Consider the following 26,977-nt stretch of genomic DNA (forward strand, 5'->3'; position numbering starts at 1 on the left):
GCTATGAGCGAGAACCCCGAGGATCTACCTCGCGAGTCCGCGGACCCGGACCGAACGCGGCGCATCGACCAGCCTTCCCCGCCCGGCCTCACCCAGCCGGGCCAGAGCCACACCCAGCAGGGCTGGGGCCACCCCCGGTTCGACCCGCCGCCCGACCAGAACCACCCGCGGCCCGACCAGGGGCAGGGCCACCCCCAGGGCCCGAGCCACACCCAGCAGGGTTGGGGCTATCCCCAAGGCCAGGGCTATGCCCAGCAGGGCCAGAGTCACCCACCATCGGGGCAGGGGTACGGCTACCCGCCTCCCCCGATCCCGCCGTACGACATGAGCGGCCACGGCTACCAGGGCGGCTATCAAGGTGGGTACCAGGGTGGATACCAGGGTGGGTATCCCCAACCCGGCGCGTACGGATACGGCTACGGCCATCCGGGGGCATACGGTCCGCGGCCCGGCAGCGACGACACCACCCTGTCCATGCTCGCCCATCTGCTGGGCCTTCTGACCTGGTTCGTCGGCCCGTTGGTGGTGTATCTCGCCAAGAAGGACGAATCCCCCTACGTGCGCGCTCAGGCCGCCGAAGCCCTCAACTTCCAGCTCACCCTGATGATCGCCTACTTCGTCTCCTGGATTCTGGCGTTCGTACTGATTGGTTTCGTCCTGATGTTCGTGGTCTGGATCGGATCGATCGCCTTGATGATCATCGCCGCCGTCGCAGCCAATCGAGGCGAGAACTACCGTTATCCAATGAACATCCGCTTCATCCGCTGACACCGAGCGCGCCTCCGGTCCAGGAGGCGCCTCCCGAGGCGCCGGTCACCTGGCCGGCGCCTCCTGTGCGGCCGGGTTCGGTGCCTCTCCGCCGGGCTCCCGCCTCGGCCGTCCTGGAGCGCCGGGCTCCCGCCTCGCCGGCCCGGAGCGCCTGCCTCACGGCCCGCCGCATCGGCGCTCCCTACCGAGAACGCCGTTCACCGTACCCGCACGGGCCACCGGTCACCGTGCTCGGTAGAGGGTTCCGGTCACCGTACTCACGTGAGGTCGCGGACCAGCGCGTCGGCCAGCAGACGCCCGCGCAGCGTGAGCACCGCGCGGCCCGCCTTGAACGGTTCCACCTCCAGCAGGCCGTCGGCCAGCGCCTGTGCGACCACCGGCGGCCGTTCGAGCTCCTTGAGCGGGAATCCCTGGACGAGCCTGAGCTCCAGCATCAGCCGTTCCACCGCCCGGTCCTCGGGGGTCAGCACCTCCCGTGCATGCGCGGGGGAGGTGCCGGAGGCCAGGCGCTGGGCATAGGCCGCGGGATGCTTGACATTCCACCACCGGGTGCCGCCGACATGGCTGTGCGCGCCGGGACCGACCCCCCACCAGTCACCGCCGGTCCAGTAGAGCAGGTTGTGCCGGCAGCGACCGGCCTCGGAGGTCGCCCAGTTGGACACCTCGTACCACTCGAATCCGGCCTCGGCCAGCATGGTGTCGGCGATGAGATAGCGGTCGGCGGCCACGTCGTCGTCGGGCATCGGCAACTCGCCGCGCCGGATCCTGGCGGCCAGCTTGGTACCGTCCTCCACGATCAGCGAGTAGGCCGACACATGATCGGGCCCGGCCTCGATCGCCGCGGTCAGCGAGGCGCGCCAGTCGTCGTCGCTCTCCCCCGGCGTGCTGTAGATCAGGTCCAGGTTGACGTGGTCGAATCCCGCCTCCCTCGCCTCCCGTACGGCGTGCGCCGGGCGGCCCGGCGTGTGCCGGCGGTCCAGCACCTGGAGCACGTGCTCACGGGCGCTCTGCATGCCGAAGCTCATCCTGTTGAACCCGCCGGCGCGCAGCTCCGACAGGTAGGCGAGGTCCACGGACTCGGGGTTGGCCTCGGTGGTCACCTCCGCGCCGGGGGCCAGCCCGAACTCCCTCTCGATCGCTCCCAGGATCCGGACCAGGTCACCGGCCGGGAGCAGGGTCGGGGTGCCGCCGCCGAAGAACACGGTCTCGACCGGGAGATTCACGTCGCCGAGGTTGGCCCGCGCCCGCCGTACCTCGTCGATGGCGGTGTCGGCGTAGTCCTTGTGCGAGGCGCCGGGACCGAGCTCGGACGCCGTGTAGGTGTTGAAATCGCAGTAACCGCAGCGGGTCACGCAGAAGGGCACGTGGACGTAGAAGCCGAAGGGCCGCCCGCCGAGCCCCTGGAGCGCGCTGTCGGGAAGCTCGCCTGAGGCCGGTACGGGATCGCCGTCGGGAAGTGTGGATGGCACGGTGCAAGTCTGCCGCTTCCTCCGGCATGCCCGGCACGGGCGCTCACCGGCCCCGGCATTCCGGCCTCCCGTGTGCCTCAGGTGCTCTTGAGTACCTCAGATCTCGTGTTCGGTTCGCTTGGGCAGTTTGTAACGCTGGGCAAGGGGATTCCACAGCTCCAGAAAATTCCGCTTGGCGGTCGTCGCCTCATTGGAGAAGGTGAGACCGCGCTGGTAGTCCTTGTCACCGCTCCACGCCTTGTCGCAGTCGGTGTTCTGGCGCGTCGCCCAGGCGAGGAACGCCTCGTCCGCGTTGAACGAGGCGGTCAGCGCCTCTGTCAGGCGCTCCTTGACGGCGTCTCCGCCGTCGAGCGTGCCGGTGTCCAGTGCCTTGACCTGGACCACCTGCTCGCGGCGGGCGTCGGTGACCCGGCGGACCGTCTCAAGGGCCGGGGCGGTGTCGGTGCACGAGCGAAGCTGATTGAGAGCCGGCCCGAGACCTGATCTGGAGCCTCCGCTGTCGGTGAGCAGAGCGTTCAGCACCTCGGCCTGCTTCTCAGCCTGCTGCTCGGTCTCGGGGGAGGTGCTGGTCGAGGGGTCTTCGGCCTCCTGAGGCGTTCCGGCCTCGGACTCCTGCCCGGAGGTGCCGGTCGCCGCCGTTTCGACGCCCACCACCGAACTCGGGTCGTCTCGCGCGACGAACCACGCGATCCCGGCGGCGATCATCACCACCAGCACCGCCGCGGCCACGAGCCCCGTCTTGCGTCCCCTTTCGGGCCGCTCGCCCTCGCCCCATTCCGGCTGGGGCGGCGGAGCCCAGTTACCCGGCTGGGACTCCTGCCAGGTGGGCGGCGGAGGTCCTTGCTCCCACGCCTGCGGGGCCTGCTCCCGGCCGGAGGGATCGTGCTGCGGGGGCTGCCGACCGGCGGCGTCGCGCGACGGATTCCGGTGTCCGGCCGGAGATTCGGGCCGCAGGGCCTGCGAGTGCTGCTGCCAGTCCGAAGGATTCTGCTGCCAGCCTGACGGTGAGGGGTGCTGCGGAGCCGAGGCGTCCTGCCCCCAGGCAGGCGGCGAGGGATGCTGCGGAGCCGAGGCGTCCTGCCCCCAGCCGGGCGGCGAGGGATGTTGTGGAGCCGAGGCGTCCTGCCCCCTGGCAGGCGGCGGAGACTGCGGAACGGAAGCGTCCTGCCCCCGATCGAACGGCGAGGAGTGCCGCGAAGCAGGAGGGTCCTGCCCCCAGACAGGCGGCGAGGGACGCTGCGGAGCCGAAGGAGCCTGCCCCCAGGCAGGCGGCGGAGACTGCGGAATCGACGCGTCCTGCCCCCAACCGGGCGGCGAGGAGTGCCGCGGGACCGAAGGATCCTGCCCCCAGGCAGGTGGCGGGGGTTGTTGCGGAACGGGAGGATCCTGTTCCCAGGCAGGCCGAGGAGACTCCTGCCGGTCTGCCGGCTCGGGCTCCGTGGACGACGGTGGCTCGTGGGCGGGGGTCCCGCATCGGGGGCATTGCGGCAGCCCGTCCAGCTTTGTGCCGCAGCGGTTGCAGAAAGCCTGCTCCATATTCCATGAAGGTATCGAAGTAATGGGTCGGCTAGGCGGCAAATTCCTGCAGACCGTTGACGCGTAGATCGCCCAGGTCTACGATCCGGGAAAACTTAAAGGAAAGTTTCCTATAAGTTACTACTCCAAGCAGTGGAGAAGCCCGTGCAGAGACTCCTCCGAAACATGATCGCGGCCACTCTCGCCGCAGGTCTCGCGGCGATGGCCGTGCAGGTCCCGGCCCAGGCCGAAACCCAGAGTCAGGCCCAGAGCAGCCTGGACCACAGCGACCGCTTCAAGCGGGTCGCCTATTTCATCCAGTGGGGCGTCTACGGCCGCAATTATCACGTCAAGGACATGGACACCAGCGGCGCGGCCGCCAAGCTGACCCATGTCAACTACGCCTTCGGATTCGTCAACAGCGACGGTGACTGCTACTCGGCCGACCCGTGGGCGGACTGGCAGCGCCCGGTGCCCGCCGAGCAGAGCGTCGACGGCGTCGCCGACGCCGCCGGGCAGGCCCTGAACGGCAACCTCAACCAGCTGAAGAAGCTCAAGGCCAAGCACCCCGGCCTCAAAACGCTGATCTCCCTCGGTGGCTGGACCGGCTCGAAATACTTCTCCGACGCGGTGCTGACCCCCGAGGGACGCGCCAGGCTGGCCTCCTCCTGCGTGGACCTGTGGCTCAAGGGCAACCTGCCCGGTAGCGCACCCGGCGCCGGCGCGGGTGTCTTCGACGGCATCGACCTCGACTGGGAGTGGCCCGGTTCCTCCGGCGAGGTCGGCAACGTCATCCGTCCCGAGGACAAGCGGAACTTCACCCTGTTCGTCGCCGAGCTGCGCCGCCAGATGAACGAGTTCAACCGGCGGACCGAGCTGACCGCCTTCCTGCCCGCCGCCGCGGCGAAGATCGACGCGGGCTTCGAGGTCCGCGACGTCTTCAAGAATCTCACCTTCGCCACCGTCCAGGGCTATGACCTGCGTGGTTCGTGGGAGACGATCACCGGCCACAACGGCAACCTGTTCACCGACCGGCGCGACCCCAACCCGGTGAAGTACAGCGTGGACCAGACCGTCCGCGACTATCTGACCCGCGGCGCCCCGGCCAAGAAGATCGTGGTCGGCATCCCGGCCTACGGCCAGGGCTGGACCGGCGTCACCGGTGGCCGCAACGGCCTCTACGGCACCGCCACCGGCCCCGCGCCGGGCGTCTGGGCCCCCGGCAGCAACGACTACAAGGACCTGGTGAAAAAGCCCGGCAAGCGCTACCGCGACCTGCTGACCGGCACCGTGTCGATCTACGACGGCAATGAGTTCTGGTCCTACGACGACCCCGCCACGGTGCTCCAGAAGGCGGCCTACATCCGCCTGAAGGGCCTCGGCGGCTCCATGATGTGGTCCATCGACCAGGACGACGCCAAGGCCTCGCTCACCTCGGCGCTCTACAGCGTCCTGCGCTGACCCGGCCCCTCATACCCGGACGGGGCAGCAGGTCTTGGGTCGACCTGCTGCCCCGTCCGCATGTTCCGGTTACTTCTTGGACTTGTCGGTGGAGGACTCGGTGGACAGCGCGGCGACGAAGGCCTCCTGGGGGACCTCCACCCGGCCGACCATCTTCATCCGCTTCTTGCCCTCCTTCTGCTTCTCCAGCAGCTTGCGCTTTCGCGAGATGTCGCCGCCGTAGCACTTGGCGAGGACGTCCTTGCGGATGGCGCGGATGTTCTCACGGGCGATGACCCGGGCGCCGATGGCGGCCTGGATCGGCACCTCGAACTGCTGCCTGGGGATCAGCTCGCGGAGCTTCTTGGCCATCTCGACGCCGTAGGCGTAGGACTTCTCACGGTGGACGATGGCGCTGAAGGCGTCCACGGCCTCGCCCTGGAGCAGGATGTCGACCTTGACCAGGTCGGCCTCCTGCTCGCCCGTGGGCTCGTAGTCCAGCGAGGCGTAGCCGCGCGTACGGGACTTGAGCTGGTCGAAGAAGTCGAAGATGATCTCGCCGAGCGGCATGGTGTAGCGGATCTCGACGCGATCCTCCGACAGATAGTCCATGCCCATCAGGTTGCCTCTGCGGTTCTGGCAGAGCTCCATGATGGTGCCGATGAACTCCGACGGGATCAGCACGGTCGTCTTCACCATCGGCTCGAAGACCTTGTCGACCTTGCCCGAGGGGAACTCCGAGGGGTTGGTGACGACGATCTCCTTGCCGTCCTCCATGATTACTCGATAGATCACGTTGGGCGCGGTGGAGATGAGCGCGAGGTTGAACTCGCGCTCCAGCCGCTCACGGACGATCTCCATGTGAAGCAGGCCGAGGAAGCCGCAGCGGAAGCCGAACCCGAGGGCCGCGGAGGTCTCCGGCTCGTAGACCAGGGCCGCGTCGTTGAGCTGGAGCTTGTCCAGGGCCTCGCGGAGCTCGGGGTAGTCGTCACCGTCGATCGGGTAGAGGCCCGAGAACACCATGGGCTTGGGGTGGTCGTATCCGGCGAGCGGCTCACCGGCCGGCCTCGTACCGGAGGTGACCGTGTCACCGACCCTCGACTGGCGGACGTCCTTCACGCCGGTGATCAGATAGCCCACCTCGCCGACGCCCAGACCCTTGTCCGCGATCTTCGGCTCGGGTGAGATGACCCCGATCTCCAGGGTCTCGTGGGTCACGCCGGACGACATCATCAGGATGCGCTCGCGCTTGCCCAGATGCCCGTCGACGACCCGGACGTAGGTGATCACACCGCGGTAGGTGTCGTAGACGGAGTCGAAGATCAGCGCACGGGCCGGGGAGTCGGCCTCGCCGATCGGAGCCGGAACGCTCTTGACGACGTGGTCCAGGAGCTCCTTGACGCCGACCCCCGTCTTGCCGGAGACCTTCAGCACGTCCTCCGGCTCGCAGCCGATGAGGTGGGCGATCTCCGCCGCGTACTTCTCGGGCTGGGCGGCAGGCAGGTCGATCTTGTTGAGCACCGGGATGATCGTCATGTCGTTGTTCATGGCCAGATAGAGGTTGGCCAGCGTCTGCGCCTCGATCCCCTGGGCCGCGTCGACCAGCAGGATCGCCCCCTCGCACGCCTGGAGGGACCGGGACACCTCGTAGGTGAAGTCGACGTGCCCGGGAGTATCGATCATGTTGAGCACGTAGTCGGTCTCGTCGACCTTCCACGGCAACCGGACCGCCTGCGACTTGATGGTGATGCCGCGCTCGCGCTCGATGTCCATCCGATCGAGATACTGAGCACGCATGGAACGGTCGTCGACGACGCCGGTGATCTGCAGCATGCGGTCGGCGAGCGTGGACTTACCGTGGTCGATATGCGCAATGATGCAGAAGTTGCGGATCACCGCGGGATCGGTCTGGCCAGGCTGAATGCGCACCGGTGTCCGTTTCGACGGGATTGATGACGATCGACGGCTGGCATACCAGCCGTCTTCCATGGTGACATGTCCGGGTGATTGCCCGGACCAGAGCACGGCGCGGCCTGCGGTTTCTCGTGACGGTGGCGGCCCTGCTCCTTGTGTTGCCAGGGGTGGCCACGGCCACCCTCTCCCTCCAGTTTACCGGGACACCCGCCTCGTGGGCGAAGACGACCGGTCACGACGCCCTGTGGCTCGGCCACGCGTGGGTCGACGGTCGCAGAACTCTCGACGACGTGAAGAAACTGGCTACACGACTCCGAAAGACAGGTATTAGTGATGTATACGTACATTCAGGACCATTTAACGCAGATGGATCGCTACCCACCTCCCTTTACCCAAATGCCGCGAATTTCCTGAAATGGTGGCGCGCCGAGCTGCCCAACATCCGGGTGTCGCCCTGGCTCGGCCAGAAGGTCGACGGCACCCTGAACCTCGACGATCCGGCCGCCAGGCAGCGCGTTCTGGACGGCGTACGCACGATCATGACGCTCGGCTTCGACGGCGTGCACTACAACTTCGAACCGATCGGCAGCGGGGACACCGACTTCCTCGACCTGCTGACCAAGACCCGCGCGATCATCGGCAACGCCCTGCTCTCCACCTCGACCCCGCAGATCGAGCCGTTCCCCCTCACCCGTTCCGCCGTCCGCGCCGTCATCGGCCGCGACAAGTACTGGTCACCCGACTACTTCCGCCAGGTCGCGGCCCTCACCGACCAGGTGGCGATCATGACCTACGACACCTACCTCCCCTTCAAGGGCACCTACGGCGGTTATGTCGTACGGCAGGGCACGATGGCGCTGGAGCTCGTCCCCGAGGAGAAGACCGTGCTGATCGGCGCCCCCGCCTACCACGATCACAGCTTCTCGTGGGTCGACGAGTCGGAGAGCGTCGCGGGCGCGGCCCAGGGCGCACGGCTCGCGCTGACCTCCCACGGCGTGCCGCGTGAGCGATTCGGACTGGCGCTCTACGTCGACTTCGCTGCCACCGAGGAAGATTGGGAGGAGTACGACCGATTCTGGTTACACCCATGACGGCCGCACGGTAAGCTGATCAGGCATCCCTCTGCCCAGGTTGTCGATTTGAGCGACGACCTGTGCTGTTGGTAGCCTAATCAACTGCGTGTGGCGCGCCCTCTCTGCCCGCGCGCCCCATCCAACGACATTCACCGAGGCTTCTTCGTGGCGAACATCAAGTCCCAGATCAAGCGCAACCGGCAGAACGAGAAGGCCCGGCTGCGTAACAAGGCTGTCAAGTCGTCTCTCAAGACGGCTGTCCGTAAGTTCCGCGAGGCCGCCGACCAGGGCAACGCCGACGAGGCCGTTGTGCTGATGCGCGCCGCCTCTCGCCAGCTGGACAAGGCCGCCAGCAAGGGCGTCATCCACAAAAACCAGGCTGCCAACCGCAAGTCGGCGATCGCCCAGCGCATCGCCGAACTGTCGGCCGCCAAGTAACACCGGGTTCCCGCGGACGCCGCATCCCACAGGGGTGCGGCGTTTCGGCATTCCACAACGCAGGCAAGGCCGCACGGACGACGGAGCCGGACCTTTTACGGATGACCGTGGCCGGATGACCGTGGCCGGATCCCGCGCCGATCACTTCGCGGGCTCGGGGGCTCCGGCGGCGGAATCACGCAGCCCGACGCAGTCCAGCGCCCAGAAAGGCTCGGAGTACACGAGGGTGCCGGTCATCCACGGCTCGTGGGCGGACAACCGGGCGACCTGGAACGCGGGGGCCGGAATGCGCAGCGACGGCGAGCGGAAACCCACCGCGTCGGCACGCTCGAAACCACGCTCGCCGTAGTAGTGCGGTGAGCCCTCAAGGAAGACCAGCGGCGCTCCTCGCTGGTCGGCCGCGGCCAGGGCGTGCTCGACCAGCCGGGTACCGACACCTCTGCGCTGGAACTCTGGGAGCACTCCCAGGGGCGAGAGAACAAGGATGTCCACGATCCGGGACGGGGCGTCGAGCCGGCTCGCGCTCAGCAGGACGTGACCGACGACCTGGTCGCCGAGCGTGGCGACGAAGGACATCGGTGGCAAGGGCGCGTCCGCGGCGCGGAGCGCGTCCACGAGGTCGGGAACCCGTGGATTTCCTTCGAAGGCACGCGCGTGAAGTCCGCGAACGTCCTGATGGTCACTGACCGTCTCCCACCGGATCAGCAGTTCGGTGGTACCGGAGGGTTTTCCTGAAGCGCCGGGCGTCTGGTCCGCTGTCATGGCTGCGAGCGTAAGAGGCGCCGCCCGCCCGCACCACGCATTTTTGACCAGGACCCCTACCGGCTCGCTCGCGCGTGTTCGATGAACGGCCTCCACGTCCACGAACGGGCTCCGTCCCGGCCGGAGGCCGGACACCGGCCCCCGCGCCCGTCACGGAAGCCCGTCACAGAAGCCCGTCACAGAAGGTCCCGAAAGCCCGTCACAGAAGCCCGTCACAGAAGGTCCCGAAAGCCCGTCACGGAAGCCTGTCCCCGAAGGTCCCGAAAGCCGGTCACGGCCGGGAGGCCGTTCCTGGGATGATCTCTCCGGCTCCACCGGCCGGCCGTCTCATCGCGACCGGCGAGGAAGCCGTGTCCCCCCGCTTCCAATGACCGTCGAACCCGGTCCCCGTCCTCATCCAGCGGCGCTAGCGGCCGTTACGGTTGGCGACGACGGTCTGGATCATGTGCTCCAGCGCGTAGGCCGGGTCGGCGCCGCCGCCCTTGACCTGTTCGTCGGCGACGGCGGCGGCCTGGATCGCACGGGCAAGACCGTCCGGACCCCAGCCGTTCAACTGCCGCTGGACCCGATCGACCTTCCAGGGCGGCATGCCGAGGTGGCTGGCGAGCTGGCCACCCCGGAGATTGCGCGGAGCGTCACCCACCTTCGCCAGCGACCGCAGTCCGCCTGCGAGCGCGCTCACCAGCAGGACCGGAGCCGTTCCCGTACCCAGCGCCCAGCGCAACTGCTCCAGGGCCTCGCTCAGACGTCCCTCCACGGCTGAGTCGGCCACGGTGAACCCGCTGACCTCTGCCCGGCCCCGGTGATAACGAGCCACGGCGGCCTCGTCGATCGTCTTGCCCGGCGTGTCGAAGGCGAGCTGGCTGCACGCGGCGGCGAGCTCTCGCAGATCGTTTCCCACGGCGTCGAGCAGTGCCACGGCGGCGTCACCGCCGATCGTCCGCCCGGCCCGCTTCACCTCGGCCTTGACGAACGCGAGCCGCTCGGCCGGCTTGGTCAGCTTGGTGACGGTGACCACCCGCGCACCGGCCTTTTTGACCCCGTCGACCAGGGCCTTTCCCTTGACCCCTCCCGGATGGACGAGAACCAGCACCGTCTCCTCCGACGGGTGGGCCGCGTAGGAGACGATCTCGGCGATGACGTCCTTGACGAGATCCTGGGCCGAACGGATGGCCACCACCGACCTGTCGCCGAACAACGAAGGCGACGTCATCCGGGTGAGCTCTCCGCGCTCCAGCTTCGCACCGGGCAGGTCGTGCACCTCGGCAGTCGGGTCCGCCGCCTTGACCCCCGCGATCACCTCGCTCACCGCGCGGTCGGCGAGCAACTCCTCATCGCCGAGAACCAGGATCACGGGTGCTGGATCGATAGCCGCCATGTCGAGCAGCATGCCACGTGTCAGCGGCCGGATCCCAACCGGCAAGTCGTTCGCAATCGGAATGCAGGCGACGGGAGGCAGTCTTGTCACTGACACCGGAGGTGAAAACCATGACGAAGTCCACTACCTGCCGCCACGCCTGTCCGCGCTGCGGGACGACCCTCGACGAGGGTCCCATCATGTACCGCTGCGCACCCTGCAGCCGCTCGGTCTACGCCGCCGACGTGAACACCGAGTTCCGCCCGGCCAAGATCTCGCGCTAGGCCCCCACCCCACGCCCCGCCCCGTCCGCCGATCCCTCCCGCGAGATCAGCGCAGGGGCAGCGCGGCCGTGATAGGCCAGGTGAGCGAGCGCGACCGTGATAGGCCGGGAGAGCGAGCGCGGGACCAATCGACGGACGTCCGAGCGGGCTTGCCCGTGGCTTCTCCCGACGAAGACCCCAGGCCGAGCGCCGGATCGAATCCCCCGGCCCGCGACGAGTCCGCTCCCCCACCTGAGCCCGCTCCCGGACCGTGGTCCTCCGATGCCCTCACCGGCCAGTAGGGTCGGTTGCCGTGACAGAGCTTGCGCAGTTGCCGGACGGTGCCCTGCGCGTCGTTGACGGCACGGTGACCGCCTTGGTCGCACCCCGCGCCGGGCTGATCGAACTGCCGGCCTCCATCGGCGAGATGACCTCGTTGCGCCACATCGATCTCGACGGCAACGCGCTGACCCGTCTGCCCGCCGACATCGCCGCGCTGCCGCTGCTGAACACCCTTCTGGTCTACGGCAACCGGCTCACCGACATCCCCACCGCGCTCGGCCACGCGCCCGCGCTGCGGCATCTCAGCCTCGGCGGCAACCGCCTTGCCTCGGTACCTGACACGCTCTGGCGCCTGAAGGGCCTGCACTCACTCAATCTCGCCGAGAACGAGCTCACCGAGATCCCCCGCACCATCGGCGACCTGGTCGAACTGCGCATGCTCGACCTCGGCCACAACCGGCTCCGCCACGTGCCCGAGACGATCGGCGACCTTCCGAACCTCACCGACTACCTCTATCTCAGCGACAACGGTTTCACCTCGGTACCCGCGTCACTGGGCCGGCTGAACCGGCTCGACTACCTCAACCTCACCGACAACCGGCTCACCACCTTGCCCCAGGCGATCGGCGAGATGACAGCGCTGCGCGAACTGCGCCTGTACAACAACCGCCTCGCCACCCTGCCCGACACGATCGGCCGGCTGTCCCGGCTGCGCGAACTGCACCTGATGAACAACCAGCTCACCGCCCTGCCCGGCGCCATCGGTGAGCTGAATCAATTACGCCACCTCGATCTGCGCAACAACCCCCTGCGAGAGCTGCCCGAGGCGGTCGGGGGGCTGGCTCACCTCGTCCACCTCGACCTGCGCGCCAGCCACCTGCGCGAACTGCCCGACAACCTCGGCGCCCTGCCCCGGCTGGAAAAACTCGACCTGCGATGGACCAAGCTGGAGCGGCTCCCCGACTGGATCACGACACTTCGCCATCGAGGGTGTGCGGTGCTGCTGTAACGCGGCCCCGCCGTAGCGACGTCTTGCCGCGACGACGTCCCGAACGGTTCGGTATTCGTCTCTCGGCCACCGACGCGACCGGTCTCCCTGCCCCGTGGCGCCTCGGCACAAGACGACCGGTGACGCTCCAGCCGCAAAGCGACCCGTGACATCCCCGGTACGAAACAGCCCACGACACCCCCGATGCGAAACGGCCCGTGACACCCCCGGTGCGAAACAACCCATGACACCCCCGATGCGAAACGACCCGTGACACCCCCGGTGCGAGTCGTTGACGATCGGCTCTCCCTCACAGGCAAAGGAGGACACCGGGCGTGACAAGACTCGGCTCTGAGGCGACTATCGCCCCCGGGAGATGACGGCCAGGGCTCCGTCGCGAGCCACCACGGCGAGGTCTCCCGACAGGTCCGTCCGGTAGACGCGAGCACCGAGCCGGTTCAGCTGGGCCAGGGTCGCCGGGGTTGGATGGCCGTAGTCGTTGTCCGCTCCAACACTGATCAGCGCCGCACGAGCACCGGACGCCGCGAAGAAGGCCGGGTCGTGTCTGCCGGATCCGTGATGAGGGACCTTGAAAATCTCGGCCGGCGGCAGGCCCCGCCGTAGCAGTGCGGTCTGAGCCTCGGTCTCGACGTCTCCGCTGAGCAGCGCCGCCCCGGCCGCCCAGCGCACATGCACCACGACGCTGGCGTTGTTGACGGCCGCCCCCTCCCCCGCCCCCGGCGGGAACATCTCCGCCGGCGGGCCGAGGATCGTGAGCTCGGAGGGACCCAACCGCCAGCTCGCACCCGGCCGGGCCGCCCACTCGACGACCCGGCGACGGGCCAGCTCGTCGCTCAGTCTGGCGCTCTCACGACCTTCGGCCCTCTGCGGAGTCACCACCACCGCCCCCACCTCTCGCCCCCGGAAGACCCCGTCCAACCCACCGACATGGTCGAAATGCGGGTGAGTCAGGATGACCAGCGGCACCTCCCTGACCCCCATGGAACGCAGGCACCGGTCCACCCGCACCGGGTCGGGCCCCGTATCCACCACCACGGCCCGGCCAGGCCCCGCCGCGACCAGTAACGCGTCTCCCTGGCCGACGTCGCACATCACCAGCAGCCAGTCTCGGGGTGGCCAGCGGGCCACGATCGGCGTGGCCACGACCACGGCCGCGACCGCTCCTCCCGCCACGGCCAGAAGGATCCAGCGCGACCACCGATATCGCAGCGCCGGCACCACGACCGGGACGGCGACGGCCAGCACGATCAGCCCGGTGACACCGCCCGGCCATGGGATCACGGCCAGCGGGAGTCCGGCGGCGTGCTCCGCCACCTCGATGATCCATCCGGTAGCGAGGCCCGCCGGACGGACCAGCAGCTGGGCGGCCCCCATGTGCAGGGGTGCGACCAGCGCCGCGACGACCCCGAGCAGGGTGGCCGGTGCGACGGCGGGGCCCGCCAGCAGGTTGGCGGGGATCGCCACCGGTGCGAGCTGTCCCGACATGAGGACCAGCACCGGGGTGACGGCGGCCTGGGCCGCCGCCGCCACGGCGGTCGCCTCGGCGGCCCATCGGGGCATTCGCCGCGAAAGGCGATCTCGCCACCGGGGAGCGAGGACCAGGATGCCCGCGGTGGCGCAGACCGACAGAGCGAAACCGTAGGACCGGGCAAGAGCCGGGTCGAAGAAAATCAGTCCGAGGACGGTCGCCGACAGAGCTGCGACGCCGTCACGCACGCGGCCCGTGCCGAGCGCCACGGCGGTGACGCCGCCCATGAGAAGTGCCCGGAGCACGCTGGGCGATGGGCGGGCGACCACCGCGAAGGCGAGCATGGCCAGCGCCGCCAGTACCGCACGGGCCGCGAGAGGGAGCCCCGCCGTCCTGGCGATCGCGACCGCGGCTCCGGCCACGATCGCCAGATTGGCGCCGGAAACGGCGGTGAGATGGCTGAGCCCGGCTTCCTTGAAGTCGGCTTTGACCTGCTCGTCCATACGGGACACGTCACCGACCACCAGTCCCGGCAGCAGTCCTCGCTGATCCGGTGGCAGCACGCCGGCCGCCTCCCTCAACCCCGATCGGAGCGTCTCGGCCGCACGCTGCATCCACGAGGGCCCGCTCAGAACCCGTGGCGGCCCCCGGACCAGCACCGTTCCGGCGAGCAGCTCGCCGGGATCGGCCGGGGCGAACCGCCCGGTGAGCGCGATCCGCTGGCTGGGCAGCAACGGACGCCACTCCCCTCCCGAGGCGAGCAGCACCACCGGAGCTCGCAGCGTCACCCTGTCCGCTCCCGCGCCGATCGATTCGATCCGCGCGGGAACCACGAAACCCTCCCGTCGAAACACCCCGCCGTGCTGTGGCAGCGCCCGGGGGTCGTCGGTCACCACGGCCTCCATCACCGCCGAGGATCGCCTCTCGACCAGCTCGGCCACCGGTCCCGTACTGACCGCGTGCACCCGGAAGGCAGTCGTCCCGGCCACGGCCGCCGCGCATCCCAGCACCGCCACCACCGCGTTTCGCCAGCCCGCGATCCCCTCTGCGGGAATCACGACGACCACGGCGAGCATGCCCGCGAGCACGACCACGGCCACCACCGCGCCGGCCGAGGCGGAGCAGCCCAGCAGGATCAGCGCGGTTGCCCATGAGGCGAGCGCCGGCAGCACCAGGTGAAGGGCATGTGCGTGCCGGCCTTTCTTCGCGACGTCGCTGTCACGGACCATGGCGGACGCGCTGAATCGCGTCATGGCTCCGGCCCACGCGAATGAGACGGAGCCACTGCCCGGAACCGTCTCCACGATCGGGGTGAATCCGACGAACACGCTGCCCCGGGTCGCCCCTGCCACGGACACGAACGCCGAGTCATACGCGGACCTTTTCTCTCATCTCGGCGTACTTTCGATCCCCTATGCCGCTGACCTCGCGGAGCTGCTCGACACTGCGGAAGCCGCCGTTGCCGTCGCGGTATTCGACGATGCGGCGAGCGAGCACCTCTCCGACACCCGGCAGCTGTTCGAGCTGTTCGGGGGTGGCCGTGTTGAGGTCGATGACGGTCGCGGCGGGGTCGGCTGGGGCGGGCGCCGCCACGACGCCCGGGCCGGGGGAACCGACGACGATCTGCTCGCCGTCGACGACCTTGCGTGCGAGGTTGAGAGGCCCCAGGGCTTTGCCCTTGCGGACGCCCCCGGCCGCTCGGATCGCATCGGTGACCCGGGAACCGCCGGGCAGCGTGACCACCCCGGGGCGGCGAACCATGCCGGTCACATGAACGGTCAGCTCGACAGCGGGCGTGGACTGCGGATGCGAGGCGGAGACAGGCGCCGAGAGCGGAGATCCGGAGAGCGGCGCGGGCGGGGCCAGGGGCTCGGGCTCCGGCTGGGACCGCCAGGCGTACATGCCGCCGATGACGGCCGCGATCAGGGCGATGAGAAGGAGAACACGCAACCCGGGACCGCCGGGGCCGAGCGCGGCCCCCTGGGTGGACACAACCCTGCGGAGGGCGTGAAAAGAGGGAGGAATCGGCGCGGAACGCATGCGGGCGGAGAATCCGTCAACGGGAGGCGTGCCCCTCGGCCCGGCCTGACCGTCGAAGCGGGCGAAACCATCCGTACCGAATGCTCGGACGGAGCCGGCCGGACCCCTGTGGCCGTCGGAGTGACCGGAATCATTCAGCCGGGACGAGCCCGCTCGGAGCGGACCGGATGGGCCGGACGCGTCATCGAGGGGGTCGGCCCCCGTCAGCATTCGCAGCCGCGACTCGGCCCGGAATCGCTCGGAGGTCTCGCCTGTGGTCCGCACGCCGAGGACACTAGGGCGACGCCGTCGAACGAACCCCGGCCGAACCTGGTTCTGTGGACAGCCACCGGCCGGACGGCAGAGCTGTGGACGAGCCGCGTCGACGGCTCGGAACACCGCCAGGACCCGCAGCCGGGCGGCACCGGTGATCCGATCGGTAGCCTGACGACCGTGAACCACCTCCTGACGACGGAACGTCTGGTCCTGCGCCCGGTGACCGCACAGGACCAGACCTGGCTACTGGCCCACTGGACCGCGCCCGAGGTCCGGAAGTTCCTGTTCGACGGGGCGACGCCGTCCCCCGCGGAGGTCACCGAGGCCGTCGAGGACAGCGTGCGAGACTTCGCCGCGGCCGGGTACGGTCTCTGGCTGGTCCGGGAGACCGGCGGGACCGATCTGGTCGGCACGGCCGGGCTCCGGCCGCTGGAGGACCTCGGAATCGAGGTCCTCTACAGCCTCGAACCCGGCGCGTGGGGCAAGGGATACGCCACCGAGGCCGCCCGCGCCGTGGTGGAATACGCCCTCGGCCCGCTCGGGCTGGCCGAGGTGCTGGCCGAGGTCGACGCGGGCAACGCCACGTCGGTCGCGGTCGTCGAGCGGCTGGGCATGACCCCGTTCGAGGTGGTTCCCGGCCTGCTCGGACCGATGACCCGCTACCGCGGGACCCGCTGAACCGACCCCAGAACCGCCGAGCTGTGGTTCAGCGGGCGGAACCGCTCCGTTGCTCGTACGCATGGATCACCCGCGCGCTCGGATCCGGCGCCTCCGGGTTCCGCATCCGATCGGTGATCAGGAAGTCGGTGAGCTCGAATGCCGCGGCGTGCTCGCTTTCGGTCAGCAGGAACGTCCCGCCCACCGCGTCCGGCTCCCAACCGTGATCCAGCGCGTACTCGACGACCTCCCGCACATCCCTCGACGTCGGGTGGGAGTCGTCGGTCGCGCACGGCCCCCACGGCGCGGGCCAGTACTTCGACACCAGATCCACCTGCAACGCCCGACTGTTCTTCCCGGCGCCCCACACGCGCAGGCGGATGCTCCTGTGGCAGTCGACCTCGCCCTTCACATGGCAGATCCTGGCCGTCCACGCGCATCCCCGGTCACCGACGCGCAATATCCGCAGTCTTTTCTTCATACCGCCCGTCTCACCTCGCCGACCTCAAGCCCGCACGATACGACCGGCCGGCAGGACAACGCCATCGATTATCACGACGGCGAACGGGCTCAGACCGCTCCCCGAGCACGGGGATCACACGCCATCCGTGGCCGGAGCGTGTGTCGGTGTTCGGGTACATCAGTGGTTCCCCTCCGCGACCTGGAGCACGGTGAGTCCGAGGGAGCGCCACATCTTCACGACGCCGGCCCGATCCTCGATGACTCCGGCGACCTCCCTGCCGGCGAAGTGCTCCCGGTAGACCTCGGCCTTCCAGACGGTGTCGGGCCGGCGATCGCCGTTCGGCCTCAGCCACAGCCCCTCCGCGGAGTCGAGGTGCCCGACGTGGGTTCGCAACCAGCGTTCGGTGCGACGCCGGGTTCGCTCGATCCGGCCCGACACGTACGCGATCGGATGGCCGGCGAGAATGAGCGCCTTGACGATCGTGACGACCGGGTGGTTCGGGAGGTCCTCTCCCACCCGGTCCCAGTCGTAAGGTCCTCGGTCTCCCCGCAGGGCGAGGGTTCCGTCGATGTCCACAATCCACAAGGCCTCGCTCACGGCCACCTTCCGAACGCTGTAGCACCTGCGAATTCACCGCTCCCCCTCAGGCGGTCGAGGACCGGCGGGGCTGGAGGTCTCCGTCGAAACCCGCGGGGTCGGCGATATTTCGTGGCACAGCCAAGCCCGGCCGGGCGGAGAGCACAAGTCCGCCCTGACGCGTGGAAGGCTCTTTTCACCGGGCCGGTCGCGAGATCGTGCTTCTGACCGCGGCCATCCGATCGGCCGGCGCTCCCACGGGGATGTCGATGAGTTCGTAACCGAACGCACGATAGCTCTCCTCATGCACGCGTTCGAACTTCAGTGAGTCCTCGAAGCTGATCCGACGAGCGGCGGTGGGCTCGCAGAATCCGAGGTTGCGGACGAAGAACACCTGGCGCTCGTAAATCCGTTCGCGCGTGATCCTGTCGATCTCCGCGGAGAGCGCCGATGAGACCGGGTAGCCCAGATAGACACCGAGCGCATGGGTGCAGATCGGCGAACGGTCGTAGATCTGGACGGTTGTGGCCGCGGCGACCGCCTGCGTCTGCCGTCGTCTCTGCAGGGCCACGACATCGTCGATGAAGGACGCCCGTGTCCACGGCTCAGCCTCGCCCCGCGCCTGCCCTGACGCGATGACCGCCGTCGCCGCTTCGCCGACGGTGCTGTGTCCCGTGGCCTCCAGGAGCCGCAGGATCGATGTCTTCCCGGCGCCGGGGGCGCCTGTAAGGACGTATCGCCTCATCGTTCTTCCTCGCTCTTTCGTCTGGCCCGTCCGGCTGTGGTTCCGGCCTCGGACATCGAGTCTCTGAACCACCCGCACCGCGATCCGTGGCATCCGGCGTCTCCCGGGTGGAGGGTCTCCTACGGGGAGGACGGAAAGGAGAGCGCCAGGCCGAGCATGCCGGGGCGCACATGGGCGCCGACGGTGCCGCCGCCACCGGACACGAACCGCGCCGCATCACGCCGCTGACAGACACGAGGCGCGTCAGGACGCGAAACGCGCCAGGCGTGGATCGCGTCCTCGTCGGAGACGATCCGCCGTCCGGCGCGGACGACGCCGTTACTGGACGGGGGGTGCCGCCCCGCCAGACTCGGCGGGGCTTGAGACCGAAGGCCCAGGCGAAGGCGCCCTCGTGGTCGGCGTCCCACTGGACGATGTCGGCCAGGCGGCCGGGAGCGAGGACGCCACGGTCGGGGGCGCCGAGGGCGGTGGCTCCGCCGAGCGTCGCGGCGCGGAGCGCGTCGCCGACGCTCATCCCGAAGGCGGCCACGGCGAGGCTGATGACCAGGGACATCGAGGTGATCCCGCAGTGGCCGGGGTTGTGGTCGCTGCCGAGTGCCACGGTGACACCCTGGGCGAGCATGCGGCGGACCGGTGGCAGGCTGCCGCGCTGCAGTGCGGTGCCCGGGCAGACCACGGCGGGGACGCCGTAGCGGGCCAGGATCGCGATGTCCTCGTCGGTGGTGTGGTGGAGGAGGTCGGCGGAGGCGCAGCCGAGTTCGGCGGCGAGCTGGACGGCGCCGCGGCGGCTGTAGGCGCCGGCGTGGACGCGGGGCAGCAGGCCGACGTTACGGCCGGAGCCGAGGACCCAGCGGGCCTCCTCGGTGGTGAAGTGGCCCTCGTCGCAGTAGACGTCGACGCTGTCGGCGCCGGCCGCGGCGGCGTCGGCACACCAGGAGCCGACGGCTTCGATGTAGTCACGCTGGCGGCCGAAGTATTCCGGCGGGACGACGTGCGCGGCCATGAAGGTCACGTGCACCCGCGGCATCATCGGCTCTTTCTCGAGCTCGCGCAGCAGCCGCACGTCGGCCAGCTCACCGTCGCGGGTGAGGTGGTAGCCGGTCTTGGCCTCGACGGTGGTGGTGCCGCTGAGCAGCCAGTCGTGCAGTCGCTCGCGCACGCCGTTGCACAGGGTCCATGGGTCGGTGCCACGGGTCACCGTGACGGTGGAGCCGATGCCGCCGCCGGCCGCGGTGATGGCGGACGGCGTGGAGCCACTGGAGCGCATGGCCATCTCGGCGTAGCGGTTGCCCGCGTAGACCGGGTGGGTGTGGGCGTCGATCAGACCAGGTGTGACCAGCGCGCCACCCAGGTTCTCGACGTGGTCGACATCGACGATGTCGTCCACCACGCCGGGCACGCTCTGCGGCAGGTCGGCCGCGCGGCCGACCCAGGCGATTCGATCGTTGTGAACGAGGATCGCCGCGTTGCTGAACACGTCATTGCCGGTCCAGAGCCGGCCAATGTTGGTCAGAAGGCGGACCGTCATCGCATCACCGCCTTGTGTGCAGGGGAAGATACTGGGGAGGGGACCACTGCCGGGCGGGGGGAGCCGACCCAGACACCGCCGGGCGTTGTGCCCATCAGGCCCGCTCTGAGTACGGACGACATCGGGGGTCTCCTGCTCTCATCCGCGTATCTGTTGTGCGGCGACAGTATCGCCGAGATCATGATCGGGCGATTTCAGTTCAGTTACGTTATTTCACAAGTCAGCTCGTTGTACAGGCTAATGAGGAAGAACGCCGCTTCGCCGCGACCGCTTCTGGCCTACGGTTCCCCGGTCGCATCGAGCCTCGAGCGGCTTTTCACAGCTCAGACTACTTCTTCCTCGCCTGTCACAGTAGTCGCCAGAGCAACTTGCGTCATAGCATCTCGTTAGATTTGCCTTATGGTAGCAATCCAAACCTTGGTCGACCACTGTCGCTTTTGTGGCTTTTGTACGGTTTTGGAGCTCCTGTAGTGCAGCCCATGAGACCCGTTGAGCGCAAGCCCGCCCATTGAACGACGACCCCCGATCCGCCTACGCTGTTAATCGGAGGGGGCAAGCGGTGATCCCGAGGCCGACCCCGCGTCGCCGATCGGCTCGCCGCGCCGCGGACGCGGCCCGTGATGTCGTGACGGACCGTGACACCGGCTCGGGCGTGGTGCCGATGCGGGGTGTGATACAAGCGTGGCCGAGACCGCTGTGCCGACCCGGGCAGGCGTCGATGCGGTATTTGTGCCAGAACCGAGAAGGCGGTGACGATCCCATTCTCCCCGGCCTCTCCCCCCGAGGCCATATCCCTGGGAAGATTCTCGAAGTACGTAGTGGGGTCGACCAACCCGCTCTCGCATTCAGCCTGTCCGGTCTCGGATCGAAACAGGTCTCGCCGGACCCTCATACAGGCCCTAAGCAGGGCATTTCATGTAATCTTTCGTGCGAGCCATCCATAGGCCGCACGTATGGGAGTCACCTTGTCCATCCCCGCGGACGCCGGTCGGCGTCGCATCGAAGAGCTTCTCCAGGAGAACGAGGACCGCGTCTTCAAGCGCTGGCTTGAGATAGCCGCCGGTTCCGCCTCCGGCGGTCAGGTGGACCGCAGCAGCCTGGCCGGCCAGCTTCGTGAGCTCTACCAGGCCCTACGCCGGTCGTTCGGCGACTCCGGAGATCTGAGCGATCTGCGCGGTCTGCTCGCCGAACTCTCACGGACCCGCGCCCGCCAGGGGTTCACCTCGTCCGAGACCGCCGTCGTGGTCTTCGGGTTGAAGGAGGCCCTCTACGAGAGCGTCGAGGCCGACGGATCTCCGGAGGCCCTGAGAGGTTTCATCTGGTTCTCCCAGGTCATTGACGACCTTGGGCTCTTCACCGTGGAGACCTACGCGACGGCCAGGGAAAAGGTCATCCTCGACCAGGCCGAGCAGCTTCTCGAGCTCTCCACCCCGGTGGTCAAGCTCTGGGAGGGCATCGTCGCGGTCCCCTTGGTCGGCACGCTCGACTCGGCCAGAACGCAGGTGGTGATGGAGAAACTGCTGCAGATCCTGGTCGACACCGGTTCCGAGCACGCGGTCATCGACATCACCGGCGTGCCCGCCGTGGACACCCAGGTCGCCCAGCACCTGCTCAAGACCGTGGTGGCGGCGCGGCTGATGGGCGCGGAGTGCGTGATCTCCGGCATCCGCCCGCAGATCGCCCACACCATCGTCACCCTCGGGATCGAGTTCGGCGACATCGTGACCAAGGCCACGCTCGCCGACGCGCTCGCCCACACCCTGCGGGCGAGCGGCGTCGAGGTCAGCAAGGGCAGAGGGTCCCGCATCGCCGTACGGACGGTGGAGGACTGATGGACCGCGTGCCCATCCTCAAGCTCGGGGACATCCTCATCGTCTCCATCCAGATCGACCTTCAGGACCAGAGCGTGCTCGCGCTTCAGGAGGACCTGTCGGAGCAGGTGGTCGCGACCGGTGCCCGAGGGGTCATCATCGACATCAGCGCCGTGGAGATCGTCGACTCCTTCATCGGCCGCATGCTGGCCACCATCGCGGGGATCTCCCGGATGCTCGACGCCGAGACGGTCGTCGTCGGCATGCGACCGGCGGTGGCGATCACCCTCGTGGAGCTGGGCCTCTCACTCGGCGGGGTGCGCACCGCCCTCAACCTTGAGAAGGGCGTCGCACTGCTGAACCACATCGAGAACGTCCAGATCGCCGCGGTCACGCGGTGACGACGGCCGACGAGCTGCCCGTGAACAGCAACAGCGACGTGGTCATGGTGCGTCAGCACGTCAGGACCGCCGCCGTCCAAGTGGGGCTCTCCCTCGTCGACCAGACCAAGGTGGTGACCGCGGCCAGCGAGCTGGCCCGCAACGCGCTGGTCTACGCGGGAGGCGGCCAGGTGCGGATCGAGGTCGTGCAGAAGGGCGTGCGACAGGGGCTGCGGTTGACCTTCAGCGATGACGGACCGGGCATTCCCGACATCCAGCAGGCGCTCACCGACGGATGGACCACCGGCGGCGGGCTCGGCCTCGGCCTCAGCGGCTCCCGCCGCCTGGTCGACGAGTTCGACCTGCGGTCCGCTCCGGGAGAGGGAACGCTGATCACGGTGACGAAATGGGGCCGGTGATCCTTTCTCAGAACGACACCTGGGTAAGGACCGAGGACGCCAGCGCGATCGGCGCCCTGCGTCGCTCCGCCGTCGGGCTCGCCGAGCTGCGCGGGTTCGGCGAGGAGGACGCCGGACGGGTGGCCGTCGCCGTCAGCGAGGCCGCGTCGAACCTGGTCAAACACGCCGTCGAGGGGGTCATGCTGATCCGGCTGCACCCCGAGCTGGACTCGGCGATCGAGGTCATCGCGATCGACCGGGGGCCGGGGATGCACGATGTCTCCCGCGCCCTGCGCGACGGCTACTCCACGGCGGGAACGCTCGGCATCGGGCTGGGCGGCATCGCGCGGATGGCCAGCGGGTACGAGGTTCACTCCCTGCCCGGCCGGGGCACGGTGCTCGGCATGTACTTCATCGCCCAGAACGCTCCGCGGCCCGCGTCGCGGGTCAGCGGGGTGACGCGTCCGATCGGTGAGGAGTCCGTCTGCGGCGACGCCTTCGCGATCCTCGAGAACGGCGCCACGACGACGGTGATGCTCTGCGACGGCCTGGGACACGGCACCGCGGCGGCCCAGGCCTCGCAGGAGGCGGTACGGCTCTTCCTCGACCACGCGGACGGCCTCTCCCCGGTCGCCGTCCTGGAACGCATCCACAACGGTCTCGGCCAGACCAGGGGCGGGGCGGTCGCCGTGGCCCGGATCGACGGGCCGGCGGGCACGGTGAGCTTCGCCGGCGTCGGCAACGTCTCCGCGTGGATCGCCCATCAGGAGGGCCGCCAGGGGATGATCTCGGTTCCGGGCATCGCCGGTTACCAGGTCAGGACCCTGCGCCAGTACGAATACACCGTGCCGCCGCACAGCATGGTCGTGTTTCACTCCGACGGGCTCTCCGAGCGCTGGGACATCACCTCCTATCCCGGACTCCTCACCCGCGCCCCCTCGGTCGTCGCCGCCACGTTGCTGCGCGACGCGGGCACTCGCAGGGACGACGCCAGTGTGATCGCCGTGAGGCCGGAGTCGTGACCGCGGAAGAGCTGATCCGCATCCGGGTCCAGAACGACCAGGATGTGTTCGCCATGCGCAGGCTGGGCCGGGAGGTGGCGGAGACGGTCGGGCTGGAGGCCCAGGACCAGATCCGGGTGGCCACGGCGCTGAGCGAGATCGGCCGGGAGGTCCTCGGCGAGGGCATCGACGCGTCGGTCGCCTTCCTGATCCAGCAGGAAGGCCTGCTCATCACGATCGGCTTCGCCGCGGAGGCCGGCTTCCGCCCCTCGGACGGTGTGACGCTGGCGGGCCGTCTCATCGATCTCATCGAGCTCGATCCCGCCCAGGGCAGGATAAGCATGTTCAAACGGCTCCCACCCGGCCGCCCCAGGCCCTCGGCCGAGAACATACGGGCCAGGCTCGCCAAGCTGGCGCCCACGACGGCCCTCGACGAGCTGCGCCAGCAGAACCGCGAGCTCGCCGAAACCCTGGAGGAGGTCCTGCAGCTCAACACCGAGCTGCAGGAGACCAACCAGGGGGTGCTGGCCCTGTACAACCAGCTGTCGGAGGAGATGGAGGAGACCAACCGCGGCGTCGTGGCGCTCTACGCGGAGCTGGACGAGAAGTCCGGGCAGCTCAGGGAGGCGAGCGACGCCAAGAACCGGTTCTGGGCCACGGTCAGCCACGAGCTCCGGACCCCGCTCAACTCGATCATCGGGCTGGTCCGCCTCCTGGTGGGTCCCGGCGGCGAACCTCTGGCCGAGGAGCAGCTCCACCAGATACAGCTCATCGGCTCCTCCGCGGAGACGCTCCTGTCGCTGGTGAGCGAGCTGCTCGACATGGCCAAGGCCGAGTCGGGGCGCCTTGATCCGCAGTCGTCCGAGGTGGACCTGGTCGCGCTGGCCGAGCGGTTGCGCATGACGCTGCGTCCCACGGCCGGGACCGACGAGGTGGCGCTCACGGTGGAGGTGTCGGAGGCGTCGCCGGAGATGTTCGTGGACGAGGTCATGCTCACCCGGATCCTGCGCAACCTGCTCTCCAACGGGCTGAAGTTCACGGAGGCGGGCGAGGTCAGGCTGGCGGTGAGCCTCGACGACGCCACCCACGAGATGGTCTTCGAGGTGGCGGACAACGGGATCGGCATCCCGGAGGAGCACGTGGAACGCGTCTTCGAGGAGTTCTTCCAGGTGCCCGGACCGATCCAGGGACGGGTGAGGGGCACCGGGCTCGGCCTGCCGTACGCCCGCCGTCTGGCCGAGGCGCTCGGGGGCACGCTGCACCTGGCCAGCGCCGTCGGCGCCGGGACCACGGCGACCCTGCGGCTGCCGCACCGTCACGGCAGTGCCCCGGTGGTCGGGCGGGTGCTCCTCGCCGACGACGACGAGGAGTTCCGCATCACCGTCCGGCGGATGCTCACCGGCTTCGCCGCCCACATCGACGAGGCTTCCGACGGGTTGGTGGCGTTGGAGACGATGGCGGCGAACCCGCCGGATCTGGCCCTGGTGGACCTGCTGATGCCCCGGCTCGACGGCGCGGCCCTGATGGCGCGGATGGCCGACGACGAGCGGTTGCGAGAGGTCCCGGTGATCGTCGTGACCGTCGCCACCTCACGCCAGTATCCGCGGGAGGCCCATACGGTGATCTCCAAGCACGGGCTGCGCAGGGACAACCTGCTGGAGAGCATCCAAAACGCCCTGGGGCGCGGAGACCGGGGAGCGCCGGCCGAAGAGCAGGGGAAAAGCCCTGGAGCGCGAAGATGAGCGAGAGCGCGGCGACCGTGCTGGTCGTGGACGACACGCCGACCAAGCTCTACATCCTCTCCAGCTGGGTGCGCCGGTCGGGGCATCAGGTCGTGCAGGCCACCGGAGGTCTGGAGGCGCTCGCCAAGGTCAGGGAACTGCGGCCGGATCTGGTCATCCTCGACGTACGGTTACCCGACATGAGCGGCTACGAGGTCTGCGAGCAGATCAAGGCGGATAAGACGACGGCCTCGATACCGGTGATCCAGATCTCCGGAGCGGCGATCGCTCCCGCCGACCGGGCCCACGGGCTCGAACGCGGGGCCGACGCCTATCTGGCGGAGCCGGTCGAGCCCGACGAGTTCGCCGCGACGATCGAGGCCACGCTGCGCTATTACCGGGCGCGGCAGCGGGCGGAGCGGATGGCCGAACGGCTGGCCGCCCTCACCGAGGTCACCCTCTCGATGAACTCCGCCGAGACGTTCGACGAGCTCCTCGCCACTGCCGTCGAAGGCACCCGCAGGATCCTCGGACGCCCGGCGGGGACACTCGCGCTCCCGCCGGACGGCCGGATTCGCAGATTCGCCGCCATGCCTCCGGAGGGCGACGCCGTCTCCAAGGCCGCGGTGTCGAGCACGCTGCTCTCCCTGAGCGCGATGTCGCTGGGCAGTGCCGCGGGGACCCGGGTCTTCACGGTGCCGGCCGCCGACTGGATGAAGCTGATGCCCGACGCGGACATCGGCGGCGACGTCGCGGCCATCGTCTGCCGCACCAAACTCGGCAGGCCGCCCGTCTACCTCGGGGTCGACGCGGTGCCGCCGCTCGACGCGGACGAGTCCAACACCCTGCGCCAGCTCGGCCAGGCCCTGGCGCTGGCCGTCGACGCCCTGCGCGCGTACGCCGAGGAGCACGCGATCGCCCTCACCCTGCAGCGAAGCCTGCTGCCCGCGCAGTTCCCCGAGACCCCGGGCCTCACGATCAGCTGGCGGTACCAGCCCGCCGTCGACAACGTCGAGGTCGGCGGCGACTTCTACGAGGTTCTGCGGATGGGCGAGCGGGTGCTCATCGCCATCGGCGACGTCCAGGGCCACTCCCTGCGGGCCGCGACCGTCATGGCCGAACTCCGCCACGCGTTGCGCGCCTCCGTCATCGGCACGGAGGACCTGGGTGCGTTGATGGCCCTGCTGAACGAGGTGCTGCGGCGCTACCACCCTCGCATGACCGCCACCGTGTGCCTGCTTCTCATCGACCCGTCGACGGGAGAGATGGAGGTCGCGAACGCGGGCCACATCCCGCTCCTGTTCATCCACGACGGTGAGGCCCGCTATCACCGGCTGGGCAACCTCCTGCTGGGCGTGGCGCGGGAGACCTACCGGGTCGACCGGCTGACCCTGCCGGAGGAGGGCGCCGTGCTGATGTTCACCGACGGGCTCATCGAGGATCGCGACAAGCTGCTCGACGAGAGCCTGGAGATCGTACGGCATCTGGCGGAGAGCACGGGGGAGGATCTGGAGCTCTTCTGCGACCGGTTGATCCAGCGGTTCGGGGCCCGGGAGGACGACGTGGCACTGGTGATGTTCCGCCGCGAGATCGCGCACCACCGTATCGGCCCCTGAGGGAGGGGAGGGCGGGTGCCCGCCACCC

The 26,977-nt window shown here is 69.0% G+C and carries 24 protein-coding genes and 1 pseudogene; 13 read left to right on the forward strand and 12 right to left on the reverse strand.

The window, feature by feature from the left end; all coding sequences use genetic code 11:
* Positions 1 to 3: 3 nt before the first annotated feature.
* A complete protein-coding gene (locus J2853_RS23885) occupies positions 4 to 768 on the forward strand; it encodes a DUF4870 domain-containing protein (RefSeq protein WP_307561524.1) in 765 nt (254 codons plus the stop codon).
* Here J2853_RS23885 and J2853_RS23890 read toward each other — a convergent pair.
* The 3 genes from J2853_RS23890 to J2853_RS23900 all read right to left on the reverse strand — a co-directional run bounded on the left by J2853_RS23890 (position 758) and on the right by J2853_RS23900 (position 2,966).
* The gene (locus tag J2853_RS23890; protein WP_307561526.1) at positions 758 to 940 is read right to left on the reverse strand and encodes a hypothetical protein; all 183 of its coding nucleotides are present in this window, start codon (positions 938 to 940) and stop codon (positions 758 to 760) included. The two genes, J2853_RS23885 and J2853_RS23890, sit on opposite strands and share 11 nt — an antisense overlap.
* A gap of 85 nt (positions 941 to 1,025) precedes the next feature.
* Entirely contained in the window at positions 1,026 to 2,237 is a 1,212-nt protein-coding gene (gene hemW / locus J2853_RS23895) for a radical SAM family heme chaperone HemW (protein ID WP_307561528.1), read from the reverse strand.
* A gap of 96 nt (positions 2,238 to 2,333) precedes the next feature.
* Positions 2,334 to 2,966 (reverse strand): hypothetical protein, encoded by a 633-nt coding sequence (locus J2853_RS23900; RefSeq protein ID WP_307561529.1) that lies wholly within the window; start codon positions 2,964 to 2,966, stop codon positions 2,334 to 2,336.
* Between the two features lie 951 nt (positions 2,967 to 3,917).
* Here J2853_RS23900 and J2853_RS23905 point away from each other — a divergent pair.
* Complete coding sequence (locus J2853_RS23905) at positions 3,918 to 5,213, forward strand: glycoside hydrolase family 18 protein (RefSeq protein ID WP_307561531.1); 1,296 nt, start codon at positions 3,918 to 3,920, stop codon at positions 5,211 to 5,213.
* A 69-nt stretch (positions 5,214 to 5,282) separates the two neighbouring features.
* On the opposite strand, the gene lepA is transcribed toward J2853_RS23905, so the two are convergent.
* A complete protein-coding gene (gene lepA / locus J2853_RS23910; protein ID WP_307561533.1) occupies positions 5,283 to 7,121 on the reverse strand; it encodes a translation elongation factor 4 in 1,839 nt (612 codons plus the stop codon).
* A 431-nt stretch (positions 7,122 to 7,552) separates the two neighbouring features.
* Between lepA and J2853_RS23915 the strand changes: the two genes are divergently transcribed.
* Positions 7,553 to 8,197, forward strand: a complete 645-nt coding sequence (locus tag J2853_RS23915; RefSeq protein ID WP_307561535.1) for a glycoside hydrolase family 18 protein — start codon at positions 7,553 to 7,555, stop codon at positions 8,195 to 8,197.
* A gap of 147 nt (positions 8,198 to 8,344) precedes the next feature.
* A complete protein-coding gene (rpsT, locus tag J2853_RS23920; protein WP_307561537.1) occupies positions 8,345 to 8,617 on the forward strand; it encodes a 30S ribosomal protein S20 in 273 nt (90 codons plus the stop codon).
* A gap of 141 nt (positions 8,618 to 8,758) precedes the next feature.
* On the opposite strand, the gene J2853_RS23925 is transcribed toward rpsT, so the two are convergent.
* The gene (locus J2853_RS23925) at positions 8,759 to 9,379 is read right to left on the reverse strand and encodes a GNAT family N-acetyltransferase (RefSeq protein ID WP_307561539.1); all 621 of its coding nucleotides are present in this window, start codon (positions 9,377 to 9,379) and stop codon (positions 8,759 to 8,761) included.
* Between the two features lie 406 nt (positions 9,380 to 9,785).
* Positions 9,786 to 10,757 (reverse strand): DNA polymerase III subunit delta, encoded by a 972-nt coding sequence (gene holA / locus J2853_RS23930; RefSeq protein WP_307561541.1) that lies wholly within the window; start codon positions 10,755 to 10,757, stop codon positions 9,786 to 9,788.
* 110 nt (positions 10,758 to 10,867) lie between these two features.
* Between holA and J2853_RS23935 the strand changes: the two genes are divergently transcribed.
* Together J2853_RS23935 and J2853_RS23940 are read left to right on the forward strand one after the other, a co-directional pair.
* A complete protein-coding gene (locus J2853_RS23935; RefSeq protein WP_307561543.1) occupies positions 10,868 to 11,020 on the forward strand; it encodes a hypothetical protein in 153 nt (50 codons plus the stop codon).
* A gap of 292 nt (positions 11,021 to 11,312) precedes the next feature.
* Complete coding sequence (locus J2853_RS23940) at positions 11,313 to 12,290, forward strand: leucine-rich repeat domain-containing protein (RefSeq protein ID WP_307561545.1); 978 nt, start codon at positions 11,313 to 11,315, stop codon at positions 12,288 to 12,290.
* 339 nt (positions 12,291 to 12,629) lie between these two features.
* On the opposite strand, the gene J2853_RS23945 is transcribed toward J2853_RS23940, so the two are convergent.
* Together J2853_RS23945 and J2853_RS23950 are read right to left on the reverse strand one after the other, a co-directional pair.
* Positions 12,630 to 15,011, reverse strand: a complete 2,382-nt coding sequence (locus J2853_RS23945; protein ID WP_307561547.1) for a ComEC/Rec2 family competence protein — start codon at positions 15,009 to 15,011, stop codon at positions 12,630 to 12,632.
* A gap of 115 nt (positions 15,012 to 15,126) precedes the next feature.
* Positions 15,127 to 15,750 (reverse strand): ComEA family DNA-binding protein, encoded by a 624-nt coding sequence (locus J2853_RS23950; protein ID WP_307561549.1) that lies wholly within the window; start codon positions 15,748 to 15,750, stop codon positions 15,127 to 15,129.
* A gap of 480 nt (positions 15,751 to 16,230) precedes the next feature.
* On the opposite strand from J2853_RS23950, the gene J2853_RS23955 reads away from it, so the two are divergent.
* Positions 16,231 to 16,731 (forward strand): GNAT family N-acetyltransferase, encoded by a 501-nt coding sequence (locus J2853_RS23955; protein WP_307561551.1) that lies wholly within the window; start codon positions 16,231 to 16,233, stop codon positions 16,729 to 16,731.
* A 28-nt stretch (positions 16,732 to 16,759) separates the two neighbouring features.
* On the opposite strand, the gene J2853_RS23960 is transcribed toward J2853_RS23955, so the two are convergent.
* The 4 genes and pseudogenes from J2853_RS23960 to hutI all read right to left on the reverse strand — a co-directional run.
* Positions 16,760 to 17,191, reverse strand: coding sequence for a hypothetical protein (locus J2853_RS23960; protein WP_307561553.1), 432 nt, complete (start codon positions 17,189 to 17,191; stop codon positions 16,760 to 16,762).
* Between the two features lie 159 nt (positions 17,192 to 17,350).
* Positions 17,351 to 17,770, reverse strand: coding sequence for a phosphatase domain-containing protein (locus J2853_RS23965; RefSeq protein WP_307561555.1), 420 nt, complete (start codon positions 17,768 to 17,770; stop codon positions 17,351 to 17,353).
* 175 nt (positions 17,771 to 17,945) lie between these two features.
* Positions 17,946 to 18,587 (reverse strand): AAA family ATPase, encoded by a 642-nt coding sequence (locus J2853_RS23970; protein ID WP_307561557.1) that lies wholly within the window; start codon positions 18,585 to 18,587, stop codon positions 17,946 to 17,948.
* A 235-nt stretch (positions 18,588 to 18,822) separates the two neighbouring features.
* Positions 18,823 to 20,022 (reverse strand): annotated as a pseudogene (gene hutI, locus J2853_RS23975) (imidazolonepropionase); the annotation flags it as partial.
* Between the two features lie 953 nt (positions 20,023 to 20,975).
* On the opposite strand from hutI, the gene J2853_RS23980 reads away from it, so the two are divergent.
* From J2853_RS23980 to J2853_RS24005, 6 genes are read left to right on the forward strand one after another with little or no spacing between them, the layout of a single operon-like run.
* Positions 20,976 to 21,854 carry an STAS domain-containing protein gene (locus tag J2853_RS23980; protein ID WP_307561559.1) on the forward strand — a complete coding sequence of 293 codons (879 nt, stop codon included), beginning with the start codon at positions 20,976 to 20,978 and terminating at the stop codon, positions 21,852 to 21,854.
* A complete protein-coding gene (locus J2853_RS23985; RefSeq protein ID WP_307561561.1) occupies positions 21,854 to 22,234 on the forward strand; it encodes an STAS domain-containing protein in 381 nt (126 codons plus the stop codon). The genes J2853_RS23980 and J2853_RS23985 overlap by 1 nt, the downstream gene beginning before the upstream one ends.
* Entirely contained in the window at positions 22,231 to 22,632 is a 402-nt protein-coding gene (locus tag J2853_RS23990) for an anti-sigma regulatory factor (protein ID WP_307561563.1), read from the forward strand. The genes J2853_RS23985 and J2853_RS23990 overlap by 4 nt, the downstream gene beginning before the upstream one ends.
* The gene (locus J2853_RS23995) at positions 22,620 to 23,633 is read left to right on the forward strand and encodes an ATP-binding protein (protein WP_307561565.1); all 1,014 of its coding nucleotides are present in this window, start codon (positions 22,620 to 22,622) and stop codon (positions 23,631 to 23,633) included. The genes J2853_RS23990 and J2853_RS23995 overlap by 13 nt, the downstream gene beginning before the upstream one ends.
* On the forward strand, positions 23,630 to 25,354 hold the full coding sequence (locus J2853_RS24000; RefSeq protein WP_307561567.1) for an ATP-binding response regulator: 1,725 nt from the start codon (positions 23,630 to 23,632) through the stop codon (positions 25,352 to 25,354). The genes J2853_RS23995 and J2853_RS24000 overlap by 4 nt, the downstream gene beginning before the upstream one ends.
* Positions 25,351 to 26,949: a fused response regulator/phosphatase gene (locus J2853_RS24005; protein WP_307561569.1), complete on the forward strand. Its 1,599-nt coding sequence runs from the start codon at positions 25,351 to 25,353 to the stop codon at positions 26,947 to 26,949. Before J2853_RS24000 ends, J2853_RS24005 begins: the two co-directional genes overlap by 4 nt.
* Positions 26,950 to 26,977 lie beyond the last annotated feature (28 nt).

Origin of the sequence: Streptosporangium lutulentum, from assembly GCF_030811455.1 — a bacterium.
GTDB lineage: Bacteria > Actinomycetota > Actinomycetes > Streptosporangiales > Streptosporangiaceae > Streptosporangium > Streptosporangium lutulentum.

Bases quoted from the DNA above. Each gene is read 5' to 3' on its own strand.
- J2853_RS23885 (WP_307561524.1), top strand. From the start codon at position 4: ATGAGCGAGAACCCCGAGGATCTACCTCGCGAGTCCGCGGACCCGGAC.
- J2853_RS23890 (WP_307561526.1), bottom strand. From the start codon at position 940: ATGCGGCGGGCCGTGAGGCAGGCGCTCCGGGCCGGCGAGGCGGGAGCC.
- J2853_RS23925 (WP_307561539.1), bottom strand. From the start codon at position 9,379: ATGACAGCGGACCAGACGCCCGGCGCTTCAGGAAAACCCTCCGGTACC.
- holA (WP_307561541.1), bottom strand. From the start codon at position 10,757: ATGGCGGCTATCGATCCAGCACCCGTGATCCTGGTTCTCGGCGATGAG.
- J2853_RS23935 (WP_307561543.1), top strand. From the start codon at position 10,868: ATGACGAAGTCCACTACCTGCCGCCACGCCTGTCCGCGCTGCGGGACG.
- J2853_RS23945 (WP_307561547.1), bottom strand. From the start codon at position 15,011: ATGACGCGATTCAGCGCGTCCGCCATGGTCCGTGACAGCGACGTCGCG.
- J2853_RS23960 (WP_307561553.1), bottom strand. From the start codon at position 17,191: ATGAAGAAAAGACTGCGGATATTGCGCGTCGGTGACCGGGGATGCGCG.
- J2853_RS23970 (WP_307561557.1), bottom strand. From the start codon at position 18,587: ATGCCACGGATCGCGGTGCGGGTGGTTCAGAGACTCGATGTCCGAGGC.
- J2853_RS23980 (WP_307561559.1), top strand. From the start codon at position 20,976: ATGGGAGTCACCTTGTCCATCCCCGCGGACGCCGGTCGGCGTCGCATC.
- J2853_RS23985 (WP_307561561.1), top strand. From the start codon at position 21,854: ATGGACCGCGTGCCCATCCTCAAGCTCGGGGACATCCTCATCGTCTCC.
- J2853_RS23995 (WP_307561565.1), top strand. From the start codon at position 22,620: ATGGGGCCGGTGATCCTTTCTCAGAACGACACCTGGGTAAGGACCGAG.
- J2853_RS24005 (WP_307561569.1), top strand. From the start codon at position 25,351: ATGAGCGAGAGCGCGGCGACCGTGCTGGTCGTGGACGACACGCCGACC.